This is a genomic window from Gemmatimonadota bacterium (assembly GCA_026705765.1).
Taxonomy (GTDB): Bacteria; Latescibacterota; UBA2968; order UBA2968; family UBA2968; genus VXRD01.
This window is the reverse complement of record JAPPAB010000033.1, coordinates 1-15,527: the sequence shown is the minus strand read 5'-3', so window position 1 is coordinate 15,527 and position 15,527 is coordinate 1. Positions and strand designations below refer to the sequence as shown.

The 15,527-nt window shown below is 49.7% G+C and carries 15 protein-coding genes and 1 riboswitch; of the genes, 11 read left to right on the top strand and 4 right to left on the bottom strand.

Annotation, left to right across the window (positions count from 1 at the left end; all coding sequences use genetic code 11):
- Positions 1–22 precede the first annotated feature (22 nt).
- The 3 genes from OXH16_04285 to OXH16_04275 are packed head-to-tail and all read left to right on the top strand — an operon-like array spanning position 23 to position 1,729.
- Positions 23–1,069, top strand: a complete 1,047-nt coding sequence (locus tag OXH16_04285) for a Gfo/Idh/MocA family oxidoreductase (GenBank protein ID MCY3680590.1) — start codon at positions 23–25, stop codon at positions 1,067–1,069.
- Positions 1,070–1,083: 14 nt separating this feature from the next.
- Complete coding sequence (locus OXH16_04280) at positions 1,084–1,239, top strand: hypothetical protein (protein MCY3680589.1); 156 nt, start codon at positions 1,084–1,086, stop codon at positions 1,237–1,239.
- A 10-nt stretch (positions 1,240–1,249) separates the two neighbouring features.
- Positions 1,250–1,729: a DUF402 domain-containing protein gene (locus OXH16_04275; GenBank protein ID MCY3680588.1), complete on the top strand. Its 480-nt coding sequence runs from the start codon at positions 1,250–1,252 to the stop codon at positions 1,727–1,729.
- Here the strand turns inward: OXH16_04275 and galU are convergent.
- Positions 1,724–2,611, bottom strand: coding sequence for a UTP--glucose-1-phosphate uridylyltransferase GalU (gene galU / locus OXH16_04270; protein ID MCY3680587.1), 888 nt, complete (start codon positions 2,609–2,611; stop codon positions 1,724–1,726). The two genes, OXH16_04275 and galU, sit on opposite strands and share 6 nt — an antisense overlap.
- A gap of 289 nt (positions 2,612–2,900) precedes the next feature.
- On the opposite strand from galU, the gene OXH16_04265 reads away from it, so the two are divergent.
- On the top strand, positions 2,901–3,920 hold the full coding sequence (locus tag OXH16_04265; protein MCY3680586.1) for a rod shape-determining protein: 1,020 nt from the start codon (positions 2,901–2,903) through the stop codon (positions 3,918–3,920).
- A gap of 2 nt (positions 3,921–3,922) precedes the next feature.
- Entirely contained in the window at positions 3,923–4,717 is a 795-nt protein-coding gene (mreC, locus tag OXH16_04260) for a rod shape-determining protein MreC (protein ID MCY3680585.1), read from the top strand.
- Between the two features lie 15 nt (positions 4,718–4,732).
- On the opposite strand, the gene OXH16_04255 is transcribed toward mreC, so the two are convergent.
- Positions 4,733–6,205, bottom strand: a complete 1,473-nt coding sequence (locus OXH16_04255) for an NADH:flavin oxidoreductase (protein MCY3680584.1) — start codon at positions 6,203–6,205, stop codon at positions 4,733–4,735.
- 99 nt (positions 6,206–6,304) lie between these two features.
- Here OXH16_04255 and OXH16_04250 point away from each other — a divergent pair, with 99 nt between their 5' ends.
- Positions 6,305–7,273 (top strand): NAD(P)-binding domain-containing protein, encoded by a 969-nt coding sequence (locus OXH16_04250; protein MCY3680583.1) that lies wholly within the window; start codon positions 6,305–6,307, stop codon positions 7,271–7,273.
- A gap of 2 nt (positions 7,274–7,275) precedes the next feature.
- Here the strand turns inward: OXH16_04250 and asd are convergent, their stop codons facing one another.
- Positions 7,276–8,352: an aspartate-semialdehyde dehydrogenase gene (gene asd, locus OXH16_04245; protein MCY3680582.1), complete on the bottom strand. Its 1,077-nt coding sequence runs from the start codon at positions 8,350–8,352 to the stop codon at positions 7,276–7,278.
- A gap of 87 nt (positions 8,353–8,439) precedes the next feature.
- A riboswitch (Lysine riboswitch) is annotated at positions 8,440–8,617 on the bottom strand.
- A gap of 142 nt (positions 8,618–8,759) precedes the next feature.
- On the opposite strand from asd, the gene OXH16_04240 reads away from it, so the two are divergent.
- Complete coding sequence (locus OXH16_04240) at positions 8,760–10,166, top strand: sulfatase (protein ID MCY3680581.1); 1,407 nt, start codon at positions 8,760–8,762, stop codon at positions 10,164–10,166.
- 10 nt (positions 10,167–10,176) lie between these two features.
- Complete coding sequence (gene glaH, locus OXH16_04235; protein MCY3680580.1) at positions 10,177–11,073, top strand: glutarate dioxygenase GlaH; 897 nt, start codon at positions 10,177–10,179, stop codon at positions 11,071–11,073.
- On the opposite strand, the gene OXH16_04230 is transcribed toward glaH, so the two are convergent.
- Entirely contained in the window at positions 11,070–13,604 is a 2,535-nt protein-coding gene (locus tag OXH16_04230) for a DUF4955 domain-containing protein (protein MCY3680579.1), read from the bottom strand. The two genes, glaH and OXH16_04230, sit on opposite strands and share 4 nt — an antisense overlap.
- A gap of 105 nt (positions 13,605–13,709) precedes the next feature.
- Here OXH16_04230 and OXH16_04225 point away from each other — a divergent pair, with 105 nt between their 5' ends.
- The 3 genes from OXH16_04225 to OXH16_04215 form a co-directional block, all read left to right on the top strand.
- On the top strand, positions 13,710–13,967 hold the full coding sequence (locus OXH16_04225; protein ID MCY3680578.1) for a hypothetical protein: 258 nt from the start codon (positions 13,710–13,712) through the stop codon (positions 13,965–13,967).
- A 497-nt stretch (positions 13,968–14,464) separates the two neighbouring features.
- A complete protein-coding gene (locus tag OXH16_04220) occupies positions 14,465–14,902 on the top strand; it encodes an Hsp20/alpha crystallin family protein (protein MCY3680577.1) in 438 nt (145 codons plus the stop codon).
- Between the two features lie 115 nt (positions 14,903–15,017).
- On the top strand, positions 15,018–15,527 hold a 510-nt coding region (locus tag OXH16_04215; protein MCY3680576.1), incomplete at its 3' end, for a type VI secretion system ATPase TssH.

The following is a 15,527-nucleotide window of genomic DNA, read 5'->3' as shown; positions in this document are numbered from 1 at the left end:
TTCTTTTTGTGGAGGGAATGTCATGATTCGCGTTGGACTGGTGGGCTATGGTTTGGGTGGAAAAGTCTTTCACGCACAATTGATTCAGATGGCACCCGATCTCGAACTCTACGCGGTTTGTTCGCGTTCATTAGAAAAACGCCAGGACGCAGAGGCCGATTTTCCACAGATCGTGACGTATGACTCTTTTGACGCGCTATTGACCGATGATAATATTGATCTGGTTGTGCTGGCGACACCGCACGATACGCATGCGCCGATGGCTATTCGGGCAATGGACGCGGGCAAGCATCTCGTAACAGATAAAATTATGTGTTTGAATGAGTCTGAAGCACTGGCTATGATTGAAGCGTCCGAGCGCAATCAGGTGCTTTTAAGTGTGTATCAGAATCGGCGCTGGGATGGCGATTTTTTGACGTTGCAACACATACTTGCAGAAGGGATATTGGGTGATATTTATACTATTGAGTCCAATATCACAACTTATGGTGGCCCGCATGTTGGGTGGCGTGCGTGGAAAAAATACGGCGGCGGCCGCGTTCTCGATTGGGGAGCGCATCTGGTGGATCAGGCTCTCAGGCTTTACGGTTCAACAGTAGAAACCGTTTTTGCCGATTTGCAATATCGCTATCCCAAAGACAAGGCCGATGTTGAGGCTCTATCTCTGATTCATCTGCGATTTGCAAACGGGGTGCGCTATTTTATCGAATTGGGAACCGCGTGGATGTATGCCAAGCCGCGCTATCATGTGCGCGGCTCGCTTGGTAGTTTTAGAAAATATGGCATAGATCCTCAAGAAGCGGCGATGAAGTCGGGGGTTTTTGGCGTACTCGTTCCAGAAGACCCTGCGCGTTATCAGTTGCGCGTTATCAATGATCGCGGACAAACTGTAGAACACCCCGTGTCGCCCCTGTTTGGCAGCTATCGCACGTATTACGACAATGTGGGCGCGGCACTTGTACATGGTGAAGAATTGCTGGTCAAACCGGAGGAGTGCCTGAAGGCTATTCGCGTGATTGATGCAATCAGGCTCTCGGCAGAACGAGAAGAGGTTGTCAAGCTGATATAGAGAAGGATATTTTTATGGTGTGGGGCATTGTATTATTTGTCATTTTTACGGGTTGTTATCTCGGGCAATGTGTTTCTTCTGGCCTGGGCGAAAAGCGCGGCTGGTCATTGCAGTGGATCTGCTGGCTGATCACGAGTATGACGATTCTGATCTGCTATTTCATTGTTTAGGACCGCCATCGTGTTGTTTTGCGAATTAAAACGCCATCTCGACAAACCCGATGAAACATACATGTGCGATTTGGTCGGGCGTGGCTCAGATTGGGTCGTCTTGTCCTATGTGTCAAACCAGGCCTGGAAAGTCGCTGGCACTCTCTTGCCTGCTGGTTCTCAAACGTTGGCTTTTTACCAAACGGACGTCGCCCATGTTCTATGGCGAATGTGTGCTCCTTCAGGTGATCTGAAGGGGCATTTATTTCATATTTGTCGAGATGTACGGGTGGAAGAACGCAGGGTCAGTTATCTGGATCTGCTTTTGGATATATGGATAAGTTCAGATGGCGTTGTCGAGATCTTAGACCGAGAGGACGTGGATGTGTGTTACAGGGAAGGCAAACTGTGTGAAGCTGACCTGAAGGCTATAGCGGCAGAAGAGAAACGGATTGTGGCACACTGGCCCGCACTGGTACGCGAGATGGACGCGCTTTTGAGCGACCTATAATGATTTCTTTTCTTCTTCGAGTAGTGGGATGAGTTCTCTGAGGTATTTGCGAAAATCTTTGGCAATGGCTGGATGGGTGAGGGAAAAGGCAACAGAGGTCTTGAGATATGACAGAAGATCACCCACCGTATGCCACTCTCCTTCGATGGCACATGCGTACACCGCCCGGGATTGGCTCATCAATTCGATGGCGTCGGTGAGTTGATATTCTCCATTTTCGGCTGGTTCGATCTGTTCGAGGAAGTCAAAGATTTCGGGTCCAAAGATATAGCGCCCAAGGGTTGCGAGATTTGATGGTGCTTTTGCCGGATCGGGTTTTTCAATGAGTCCCTCAACGAGATAGACATCGTTTATGCGCGTGCCTTTAATAACGCCATAACTGCTGATGCGTTCTTGTGGCACTTCTTTGACTGCGAGGATTGAGCTGTTGTACTTGTTATAGTGATCTATCATTTGCCCAATGCAAGGGCGCTCTGAAACGACGAGGTCGTCGCCGTAGAGAACGGCAAAGGGTTCGTTGCCAATATGTTTGCGGGCTTTGAGAACGGCGTGTCCTGTGCCTAACTGGTCTTTTTGTCGCACGTAATGGATGTCGGCCAGTTGTTCGATTCGATCGAGGGTTTCGAGCATTTTCCCATCTGCGCGTTCATGCAATGCATGGGCGATTTCGATATTGCGATCAAAATGATCTTCAATTGCGCGTTTTCCCCGGCCCGTGATGATCAGGATGTCTTCAATACCCGAGTTGACGAGTTCCTCAATGATGTATTGAATCGCCGGCTTGTCAACAATGGGCATCATCTCTTTGGGCAGGGCCTTGGTGGCGGGCAGCATGCGACTGCCGTGCCCCGCTGCGGGTATTACGGCTTTCCGAATTTTCAACAGGACCTCCAATGCCGGGATTTGTCAAACGATCTGGATGACAAATTTCAGATTGCCAGAAAGAAATGTCAAGAATATTTTCCCACAATATATCTTCTCTCGTTACTTGACTTTATTTTTTTAAAGCGTTATTATTCTGCATCTTCTCTCCTCCTTTTGCCACTTCTGTTAATTCTTCCCCAATTCAGAAGTTGTTTTCTCACTGCCATTCAACGTTTTTTTAATTTTTTTAACCAATTTTGCCGGATTGTTGTTCGTTTTATCGGTTCCGGTGGGAGATACTTCAGCTATGGCCTTTTGGTTTTCGAACTTGTTTTCTAATGATATTGGTATTGATCTGGGAACTGCCAATACACTGATTTATGTCAAAGGGCAGGGCATTGTGATCAATGAACCTTCAATTGTAGCCCTTGAACGTCATACGCGCAAGCCGCTGGCCATTGGTGCTCAGGCGAAAGAAATGCTTGGGCGCGAAAAACCAGATATAGAGGTGGTGCGCCCGCTTCGCGATGGTGTTATCGCCGATTTTGATGTGACTGAGGAAATGTTGCGCTTTTTTATTTCCAAAGTAAAAACAAACAAACTGCTGGTCAGACCGCGCGTTGTGATTTGTGTGCCTTCTGGTGTTACGCCTGTCGAAATGCGTGCTGTAAGCGAAGCTGCTGATCGCGCGGGTGCCCGTGAAGTTTATTTGATCAAAGAACCCATGGCGGCTGCGATTGGCGTTGGGTTGCCCATAGCGGATGCGGTGGGGTCTATGGTCGTTGATATTGGCGGCGGAACAACAGAGATTGCTGTGATTGCACTATCTGGTATTGTGACATCTAGATCGATTAAAACAGCGGGCGATGAATTGACAGAAGTCATAGTGCAATTTCTCAAACGCAAACACAATCTGCTGGTGGGAAACCGCAGTGCAGAACAAATCAAGTGCGCGATTGGCACTGCTGTGGGGCTCGATGAGGAACTGCAACATACGTGCCGAGGCCTGGAGATGGTACAGGCGATTCCCCGGGTTATTACTGTCCATTCGAAAGAAATCAGAGAGGCGCTGGCCGGTTCGGTAAATGAGATTGTTAATGCTGTACGCCGAACTCTCGAGCAGACACCGCCCGAATTGGCCGCCGATATTCTCGATAATGGCATCATTTTGACAGGGGGAGGGGCACTGTTGCGCGGGCTGGATCGGCGATTGGTCAATGAGACAGGCTTACCCGTTATGGTAGCCGATGATCCATTAACCTGTGTGGTGCGAGGTACGGGAAAAGTACTTGAAAATATCCAGGGATACAGAAACGTTTTGGAATAGCGATGCAACGAATTCGTGCTTTTTTGCGTGTTCGCCGTAAGGGCGTTGTGCTGGGCGTTGCGATTTTGACGTCGTTGATATTGATGTTGTTCGATTCCTCAATACAGGCGCGATTTACACACCGTGTTGTTTTTGGGTTCATGTCTATTGGGCACCGTATCTTTGCCTGGCCAATGGGAATTTCATCGCTGCGACACGAAAATGATGCTTTGCGCGATCAGAATTTGCGTCTTTCTCTCGAATTGCTCAAACTCAGAGAAGCCCAGCTTGAAAATACACGCCTCCATGCCTTATTGGATTTCAAGTCGGAGCAGGCGGCTGAAAAATCTTATGTCGCTGCACGGGTGATTGCACGCAATCCCGCGCGAAGTGCAAATACGATATTGATTGATGCCGGTACAGATGAAGGCGTACAGGTTCGTATGCCTGTTGTGACTGCGGATGGACTGGTAGGGCGTATCGTAGAAGTACACGGTTATACTGCTATCGTGCAATTGCTTATAGATCACAACTGTCGGGTCAGTGCTGTGGTGCAGCGACACAGCCGCGTAAATGGCATTGTGTCTTTTGAAGATGGCACATTCTATTTAAAAAATGTGTCGATGCGAGGGGATGTTAAAGTTGGGGATTTGATCGTATCATCCGGTTTGGGCAAACTCTTTCCAAAAGGACTTTACGTGGGGCAGGTCGTCAAAGTAGGGGATGAAGCACAGGGTTTGTTTAGAGAGGTTATTCTGACACCGGGCGTAAATTTCCACAATTTGGAAGAGGTCTTTGTGTTAAAGACCTCTTTGTAGATTAATGATTAAAGTTCATAATTGAATCGATTTTTTAAGTTCCCTGAGGGCAGTGCCTTCGGGGGATTTTTTGTAGTAGGTATCCAGTGGAAAGCAGCCCGATATCATGCCATTTCGGGGGGCTGTAGTGCAGTCGCTAAAGGTGCGACAGAGTTTGCGTCTGGACGCTTCGCCTTTTTGAAGTACATCTACGGGCAAATCGGGATAAGACAGTACCATACGCCCCAGACCGATAAAATCTACCTTGTCATCGCGCACAAGTGCCTGAGCAACGTGGGGTAGAAATTCCTGGAGGTAGGAATAGGCGGTACCGACGATGAGCAAATCGGAAAATTGTTTTTTGATTTGCGCGGTAATGCCAACTTGACGGGCAACGCCCACGAGGGGGTCTTCGGGGGGTTGATAGCCATCAGAGGGAGGGAAATAAGCAGGCCGCTGAATGTGGGGGTTGTAGTAAGGACTGCCTGCTGAGAGATTGACAAGCACAATATCGAGTTCGCGCAGCAATTCGAGGAAACGACAGGTTTCGGCAATATTTGCGGCGATGGGATTGTTTGCATCAATGCCAAAGCCGTATTTATAGGGTAGGCATTCGGAAAAATCCTCGGGAATACCGGGTCCGAGTTTTTTGCCTTCGGATTGTTCGGGGTCGGGATAAAAAGGCACAAAGTCGAATGCGCTGAGGCGCACACCTATTTTGAGGCCAGGACAAGCGCTGCGAATGCCCGCGACGATTTCGCGAAGGAATCGGGTTCGGTTTTCAAATGAGCCGCCATAAGGTCCCGGTCGGGTAAAAGCACTCAAAAATTCGTGACCGATATAACCGTGGCAGTGTTTGACATCGACAAACTGATATCCGAGGTCATACGCCATACGTGAGGCACTGCAATAGTCGTCAATCAGGCTTTTGATTTCGCTATCGGATAGCACGGGATCGTCCGAGTCAATGCCAAATTTGCGGTCGAGAATCGGATGGCGATACACAATGCGGGGTTCGAGTTTGATTTTATCATTGGGTCTGCAAAAACGCCCCGAGTGGGTCAGTTGAAGGCCGATGAGCAAGTCATCGGTGCTGCCGATGTGTTCTCGGTGTGCCGATAGGAGTTCTTCGCGGAGTTTGCCCAGGCCAACTTTGGTATGTTCGGCTGCAAAGAGTTGATTGGGGTTTGCGCGTCCTTCATGGCGCACTGCAACGGCTTCGCCGCCCCATATTAATTTTGCACCACTAAGGCCAAAGTTGTGCCATCTCCGGAGGGTATATTCCGAGGGATTGCCATCAATTCCGCCATCCCAGCCCTCCATGGGGTGGATGCAAAAGCGATTGCCAATGCGAAAGCCCTGACAATCGCTTATTTGGGCAAGCGGAGATTCTGGTGCTTTGAGAATTTCGTCATCGCAAGGCAGGTCGATTCCGAGGTCGTTGACATGTGCTTTGAATGATTCGACGGTTTTGTGATGTCCGATGCGCTGGTATTTTGCCAGAGGCATTGGCACTCCTTGGGCGAAATGGTTTGCATTATATGCCTTAGAAAGCTATGAATATACCAAAGGATGTTTTGGGAAGCAATGTTTCTGAAAGGAGTAACTATGGCAGTAGAGAATTATGTGCAGATTGTGGTGCCAGGCGATGAGCCGGTACAGATTGCTGGATCACCTCATCTCGAACGATTGGCAAGCTATGGCGATGTGACGCTTTACGATACGCGACCCGAGTCAGTAAAGGAAAAGGTCGAACGCGTAAGGGACGCCGATGTGATTATGAACACACGCGGTGCTGTGACGTGGGGCGAGCAAGAGTTCAGTCAATTGCCAAAGTTGAAAATGGTTACGACGTGTTCTATTGGCACAGATATGTTTGATTTGGAGGCTGCAAAAAAACGTGGGATTGTGATATGCAATCAGCCTGGAAGAACAGCACCGGTTGTGGCAGAGCATATGTTTGGGCTGATGTTCGCCGTTGCAAAACGCGCTGCATATTTAACCACAGAGATGAAAAAAGGCGGCTGGCCCCGGCGGGATAATGTAATGCTTCAAGGCAAGACCCTGGGGATTATTGGCGCGGGCAATATCGGTGCTGAGATGGCGCGACTCGCTCAGGCGATTGGGATGGAGGTGATTGCGTGGACATTTCATCCGTCATCTGAACGGGCGGAAAAACTCGGCGTGCGTTTTGTGGCGTTAGATACACTGCTCGAGATTTCTGACGTAGTCAGTTTGCATGTGGCGTTGACAGATGATACCAGGGGGATGATCGGCGAAGCCGAGTTGGAAAAGATGAAAGCAGGTGCGCTATTGCTAAATGGCGCGCGCGGTGCGGTAGTTGATACGGATGCACTGACCGATGCGCTAAACAGTGGGCATATCGGCGGCGCAGGTATCGATGTGTATGAGGAAGAACCGACACCACCAGATTATCCCCTCTTCGCGTGTGAACAGGTGGTGCTTACGCCGCATTGTGCAGATATGACGCCAGAAGGTGTCGATCTGCTCAATAGCGGCGCAGTGGAAAATGTGATCGCATTTTTGGAGGGACAGACACAAAATGCGGTGACGTAGTTCTATATATACCCCTCTTGGGTCAAGAGCTCGGCCATCAGGACAGCGCCGCCTGCTGCACCGCGTACCGTATTGTGACTGAGGGCGATAAATTTGTAATCGAAGAGATTGTCTTCGCGGAGGCGACCGAGTGTAATGCCCATGCCATTTTCCGCATCGCGGTCTAAGCGCGTCTGCGGGCGGTCATCGCCTTCGATGTACGCGAGAAATGTTTTGGGCGAGGAGGGCAGTCCTATAGCTCTGCGGTCTCCTTCGAAGTCTTGCCAGCGGGAGAGGATGTCCTCTGCCGTGGGTTTTTTGTCAAAGGATACAGATACGGCTGCCATGTGTCCATCTGTGACGGGAACCCGAACGCATTGGGCTGAAATGATCGGGCTGCGGCTGGGCACAATTTCATCTTTGACGATTTTGCCCCAGATTTTGTGGGGCTCGTTTTCGCTTTTGTCTTCTTCCCCGCCGATATAGGGGATGATATTGTCTATCATTTCTGGCCATGTTTCAAAGGTTTTACCCGCACCGGAAATGGCCTGATAAGTGCATATAGAGGCGCTGGAAGGCCCAAATTCTGACAATGCGTGAAAAGCCGGCACATAAGGCTGAATGGAGCAATTGGGCTTTACGGCAATAAAACCGCGTTGGGCACCCAGGCGTTTGCGCTGTTCCGGAATGATTTCGGCGTGCTCTGGATTGATTTCTGGCATAAGAATGGGCACGTCGGGGGTCCAGCGGTGCGCCGAATTATTGGATATCACCGGCGTTTCGGCTTTTGCATAAGCTTCTTCGAGTTTGTAAATCTCTTCTTTTTCCATGTCGAGCGCGCAGCAGATGAAATCGACCTGTGATGCGATTGCGTCAATTTCGCGCACATCTTGCACGACGAGGTCGGATACTGTCGCGGGAATGGCAATATCGCATTGCGTCCATCGGCCTTTCACAGCTTCTCGATAGATTTTCCCTGCAGAGCGCGGACTGGCGGCAACGGCGGTGACTTCATACCAGGGATGATCGGCGAGCAATGTGACAAAGCGCTGTCCGACCATGCCGGTTGCGCCGAGAACTCCGACTTTGAGTTTGGACATCGATTTTCCTTTCTGCGGATCTAAAAATAAAAAAACAGTCGGTTGCCAGAGTAGAAGCATGCCGACTGCATTATAGCAGGAACAGCCTACAAGAGAGCGCCCCACGAGATTATTTCCCATGACAGTTCAGCAGATGTTATCTGCTGCCCCAGCCAAATGCCCTGCGGTGGAACATTGGCTTCGGCATCCCGACCCTTTCATCTGGCCTGTAGATCCGCTTTCTGGTGCCAGATTACTGATGACGGGACGCGCCTCTACTCTTGGTGGGGAGAAACTTCACATATTCTTTATTTTTTGTCAACCTGAAAATGAAATATGCCGCTGATATTGACAGGCTGGCACTCGCAGATTATCATAATGGGATAGGATAGGTCAGATCAATACAGGAATCACAAAAGGAGAATTTTATGAATATGGTCGTGATTTGCTGCGATACGTTTCGAGCAGATATTGTTGGAGCGGGCAAAAAGTTGAGCCATGTGAGAACCCCTCATTTGGATCAGTTGGCTTCTGATGGCTTGACTTTTGATCGCTGTTTTGCAGAAGGGCTGCCGACAATTCCATTTCGGCGGTGTGTGTTTACGGGTATTCCTTCTTTTCCCTGGCGGTTCGATACACCAAATGAAGGGCTTCAACCAGCAGGATCTGGCTGGCATCCTATTCCACCAGATCAGGATACGCTCGCGGAACGCCTGCACGATGCGGGTTTTGTTACGGGCCTGGTCGCGGATACCTATCACATGTTTAAGCCGACGCAGAATTTCACGCGGGGGTTTTTGTCGTGGCGGTTTATCCGTGGGCAAGAACAAGATGGATATCGCACAGGGCCGCTGTCGCGTATCGATCTGGCAGCGCATGTACGGGATGGGGATGCAGATCCCAGGAAACATGCGGTGATGGTCCAGTATTTGCTCAATATGCTGGATCGGCAGGAGGGCGAAGAGAACTATCTCGCTGCTCAAGTGTTCCGCGAGGCATCGCAATGGGTGGAGGACAATAGGGGTAACAAGCCATTTTTCCTGTGGATTGATAGTTTTAGTCCACACGAGTTATGGGATCCGCCAAGGCAGTATGCCGATGCTTATTTTTCAGATCCTTCGGTGAAGGATTATATCCATCACAGTGTCCTGTCCATTGGCGATGCGACCGATGCGGAAATTGAGCGCACAAAAGCATTGTATATGGGCTATGTCACATTTGTAGATCGCTGGATTGGACATTTGCTGGAAACGATTGACCGATTGAATCTGAGGGATGATACGGTGGTGATGTTCATATCCGATCACGGTACACAATTGATGGATAGGGGACGATTTGGCAAGGGCGGTAACGCACTGTTTCCATTTAATACGCAGATCAATTGGGTTGTCCGCCATCCAGATGGACCGCGCGGACAGCAAACGGATATCTGGGCACAGAATCAGGATATTACGCCGACGATTCTCAATATGCTGGGCGTTGACTATGAAGAGATGGACGGGGCAGATGCATGGGCAAGTGCAACGGGGGCGTGTGAACCAGCTCGGGATTATATCACAACGGGATGGGCAACGAACTTTAATGTGCGGGATGATCGCTACAGCGTACACATGGATGTGGGAACGAGGTCGCCACAGGCGACGGTTTACGATTTGATTGTGGATGCCGATGAGAAAAATCCCCTGAGCGATCCGCCCCGCGAGGTCGTCGCGCAGTCATTGGAACGGGCGCATGCTGTGATTGGAGATTTTCCCGATGTGTTTAGCGCGTACAAACAAAGACATCCGGCACGGGCAATGCGGACGTTTATGAATAAGTATAATCTGGGTACATAAGGGGTTGGATTTGAACTATACAGTTGAACAACATCCCGACCATCACCGGCTGCACCACATCACAATTGATGCCGATGCCACAGCGAGATTTGTGCGCGAAGTGACAGATCTTTCGGAACAGCGATTGACTTATGTGCCGTATTTGAGATTGATCGCCGCCGATTGTCTTCAAAATATCGTTGGTGGCGATTTTTTCGAGCAGATCAATGCGATCGTTAGAGACCGCGCAACGGGAGGGTTTACCGTTGCGGCTGAAGGTGGGTTTGAGACGATGGATCAGCGCGTTGCTTTTGGGACGGCTGTTTCACATGTGATCGGAATTCCCAACTTCGATGATATGACAGGGAATTACTACGCCTGTTTTGAGGTGAAGGATACGGATAGTAGCGATTCGTATTTGCGTCAGGCATATCGTCTGTTCACGCTCCATACCGATGGTACGTATGTTCGCGAGCGCACGGACTGGATTTTGATGATGAAGATGGCGGAGCACGATGCGGTGGGCGGAGAGTCGCGGCTGTTGCATCTGGATGATTGGGAGGCATTAGAGCAATTTGCCAGCCATCCACTGGCTTCTTTGCCCCTAATCTATCAGTCGCCGCCGAGTAAGAATTATCCCGTTAGGGTTGAAAAAACGACTTTCTACGAGCAAGACGGCAAAGCGTGTGTGTGTTTTATCGATCAGTTTGTTTATCCCGAGACCATTGAGCAGGGTCGATATCTGCGCGATCTTTCCGATTCTATGGAAGCGTCGCAGGGGGTGGTTTCGGTACCCTTACCGCCCGATCATATCGTGGTGCTCAACAACCATTTCTGGCTACACGGACGCGAGGCGTTTGAGAAGCATCCAAATCTCTATCGTTTGCTGATGCGGCAGAGGGGATATTTCAGGAAAGAAAATGCTTAAAAATTCGGTGCAGGGAAATTTGGAAGTGGCGTATTTCGAAACGTTTCCCATTCTGTGCGAAGATCGTTGAGCCATGGGGGAAGGGTTTGGAGGCGCGATTCGAGCTGGGCTTCGAAGAGCGATTCTGGCTCAACTGGGCTGCCATTGGATTCGATGACCTGGAGGGTGTTTTCATTAAACGTGGCGGGATCGCCGTGCAATCCGACGATGATGGGCTGCACAAATCGGTCACGAGCGTTGCCCGGTCGCCAAAAATCGTAGTATCTCAGAATGCCTCGATGTTTGAAATTCCAGAGGACATAGTGCTTGAGGTGATTGGGGTAATTGGCGAGGGACGCGCCGCTGCCATACAGGATGCCGCCATTGACGCGGTCGAGCAGGCTGGCATAAGGTTGGGCGCCATGGGCGTCAATGCGTTGATCTGGACGCATGTCATAACGCCAGTACACAGTTCCGGCAGAGCGACTGTTCGTGCCCGGTCCATGCCAGTGGCCTGCGAGGTCTTCTGACAACCCGACCCATACGCCGTAACCGCCATCGCTGGCAATAGATGAATGGCCCAGATTTCCCGCCTGTGTGACGTGGTACACAGATACGGCAGAACTCAAATTTACGCGAAGGGCGCGATTGCAATTGATGAAGGATGTGCGCCGTATCCAGGAATTGACGCATCGGGTGAGCCGGAGCAGGCTCCAGCCGCCATCGTGAATGGCGTCTTTGTGGTGGACAAAATCATCCAGCCAGGTGCCGTGAAAGCTGATGTCTTCAACGCCGATTTCCTCGAGGTGCTGATATTCGCGCACGGTCCAGTTATGCGTGTGGTTGACATCGGCGTGCAGGGGTTCATTGAGGCGAATGCGATTGCCCTGTATTTCGGCTATACTGTGCTTTTCGCGCACCTGGATACCATTGGTCAGCATGGTCGTCCAGATGGATTCTGCCGAGTAGGGCGCAAGAAATTCCGAGATGGCTGCGGTGCTGTTCATATAGAGCGTAATCCATTGACCGGGAAAGAGTCTGGAAGCGTCTGCTACTGTGATATAATAGGTTTCTCGGGCGGCACTTTCCGTAATGGAGGTCAGGGATCTATCGCTGGTGTTGTGAGGTTGGAAAATGAACATATAGGGCGATGTCCACAGTTGTTCGGGATTGAGTGGTGGCATGTAGTTCACCTGGCGGATGATTGTGCCTCCGCTCCGGCTACCGCTTCCTCTGAGGACGATATTGCTGTTGCGGATGTAGATGGACTGGTTGTTGTCGGTGTTGGTATTGACGAGAAATTCGCCGGGTGGAAAGAAGACGATGCCGCCGTTGTTTTGCTCGGCTGCGGCAATTGTGCGTACGATGGCTGCCTGATCGGAGAAGCCATCGTTGGGGATAGCGCCATAAGCTGTGACGTCGAATACGTCGCCCTGGATATCGGGAATGGGTTTGTCAAAGTAGTGATAGCCCGCGTAGGAAAAGTCGGGCAAAATGGGTTCTGTACCATTCTCTTTGGCCGCTACAAACTGTGTCCAGGTGCGTGCGGGACCAATCTGGGGGACATAAGATATCCAGTTGCTCCGCGTCTGAATAAAATCAGCAACTTGCGCCCAAATTGGGATGGGATGTGTACTGGTGGGGTCGCGTGAGGCGAGAATATCCCGAGGAATTGTCACGCGAATCCTGGTTATTCCCGCCTGAATGGTCTGGGTTAACAAGGTCTGCGTTTCGGTTCCCACCGTGATGCTCAGGGGTTGTGTGGTGTGGTTTTCAAATGTGAGGGGTATGTACCACTGCGTACCGTCAGATCCAAATCCAGCGGTAAAAGTGAGAAAATCCCCAAAACCGATTTGTCCGTCAGAATCGAGGTCGTAGAGGGAATCATATCCCGCATCGGTCTGGGTTGCACCGAATTTTTGGGCGAAGAGTAGAAAATCAGTAAAACCAACGGCTCCGTTGCCATCAAAATCGAGATGGTCAATGGAGCCTTTTTCATATACTGGCGCGTCAACTTGCCATGAAAAGGTCTGATCGACGGTTGCAATATGATCGATGAGCAGGCGCACATTTGAATTTTGACTGGTTTCGGTTCTGAATATGATGTATCGCTGATTGTAATCGGGTTCTCTGCCCCAGTTATCGTATTGGGGTTTTGCCAGTTCTATAACGGCAAGTTGCCACCCCTGAGGCGGTGTTTGTCCTTCCCAGATTGTATATACGGCTTCCATGCCGCCGACCAGAGGATAGTTGCGAACTTTGATTTTGAGATCCCTCAGTCCATTGCCCTCTACTTTCCACCAGAAGCTCAAGCTGTGTTTCTGGGAGATGTCCTGCCCTGTGCTAAAAAAATTGTAGGTAAAAAATCCCGTCCGTCCTGCAGGCAGAGAAGCAGCGATGGCAAAGCGCCCCTCTGGCGCGTCTTTAGATAATTGTAAACCACTGGACCATCCAGAAAGATTGTCACAATAGGTCAGCGTTTGTACCGGGTCATTGGCAAAACAATCACAGGTCCACAGAAATATAATTGTGAAGGCGATGATTGATCGCATGGCGTTCTCCTGTGAAGTGCAAAAAAACAAGGGCTGGACAAGATGACCACAACTCGCTATAATATTAAAATCGGTGATTTCATCTCGTGAGATAAGGATACTACAATGGCAACCGTTGAAGAGACACAAGCGGAATTAAAGGGTCAGTTTGACCAATTTTCTCACCGGCAACAACGTGTTGAAACAGAAGTAGATAACACACGTAGCGAGTTGACACAAGCGATTTCAGATTTGAGACACGCTATTGACAGATTGCGACAAGATTTTGGCAATGCCCAAAAGTGGCAATGGTCTTGTTTTGTCGCTGTGATCATTGCTGCATGCGCGGTTGTCGGTCTGATTGTCAATGTGTTTGGTCAATGACGGGAATGTCTCTTGAGCGAAGTAGATAACACACGCAGCGAATTGACACAAACGATTAGGGACTTGTCGAATAAGATGGATAGTGGCTTTTCATCTCTTCGGCAATTGCTGGTTATATTGATTATTGCGGCCTGTACGGTTGTCGGGCTGGTGGTCACTCTGTTCGGTAAATGATCGGTCGCGCCTTTTTCGTCACCTTTGCCCTTGTGCCGCTCGGTTCAGGGGCTTTTTCTTTGTTTAAATAATACTTTGGACTGACAATTGAGCACTGGCAGTTTGACATGGTATGCCAAAAATGGTGCTCTGTCTGTGCCATATTATCAGGTTTAGAGACGCGCAGGACGCTGAGAAAAATTGAAATAATAAATTTTAAAACATTTATTTACAATATGTTATTCAAATTTTTTAAAAAATAGAAAATTATGGCACGGGGATTGCAACTGAAATAGGGCGAGACAAGCAAGCAACAATCACCAACCAAAACAGGAGGTATTGTGATGGCACTTATTCGCTGGCAGCAACCCCGAGAGTCTTTCGCGCTGAATCGCGAAATCGACAACCTGGTGAGCAAGTTCTGGGGCGACCTGGACACCTGGCACGGCACGGGCTGGCATCCCCGCGTGGATGTAGTGGAATCGGATCATGAATTTACCGTTCACGCCGAATTGCCCGGGCTGAACAAGGATGATATCAAGGTGACGCTCGAAGACAATGTGCTCACAATTGAAGGCGAGCGGAAGCACGAAGACGAGCAGAAGGATAAGCAGTTCTTCCGCCGTGAACGTTCCTACGGGAAATTTAAGCGCGCCTTCAAGCTCGGTACAGAAGTACAAGCCGACAAAATTGCTGCGAATTACAAGGATGGGATTTTGACTTTGACGTTGCCCAAGTCCGAAGCAGTAAAACCGCGGCAGATTGAAGTCGCTGTGTCGTAAGAAGTGAGATGTATGGAGTTAAGAGGCGAGGCGCGAGAGTAGATAGACTTCTCGTTTCTCGCCTTTTGTCTTTAGACAGGGTGGGGAAACTGATAACTGATAAAGGACCGACAAAATGGATATGAACAAATTGACACAGAAATCGCAGGAGGCTGTGCAACAAGCACAAGCTATAGCACTGCGATATGGACATCAGGAGGTGGATGGCGAACACCTGCTCGTTGCTTTGCTCGCGCAGGATGGCGGCCTATTTCCCCGTATGCTTACGCGTATGCAAGTAGATAGCGATGTCTTGAAATCGGAAATTGAAAAGGAACTGACGCAACAGCCAAAAGTTTCGGGACCAGGTGTTGAACAGGACAAAATTTATGTGACACAGCGTTTTCAGAAACTGTTTCTATCTGCTCAGGGCGAAGCTGAAAGGCTGAAGGATGAATATGTCTCAGTGGAGCATCTGCTGTTGGCACTGATAAGTGAAGGCGATAAAACCCCGGGGGGACGCATTTTGAAGCAGTTTAATGTGACGCGGGATAATTTTTTGTCTGTTTTGACGCAAGTTCGCGGCAATCAAAGTGTGACGAGTGCCAACCCGGAGGTGGCTTATGAGGCGCTTGAAAAATACGGT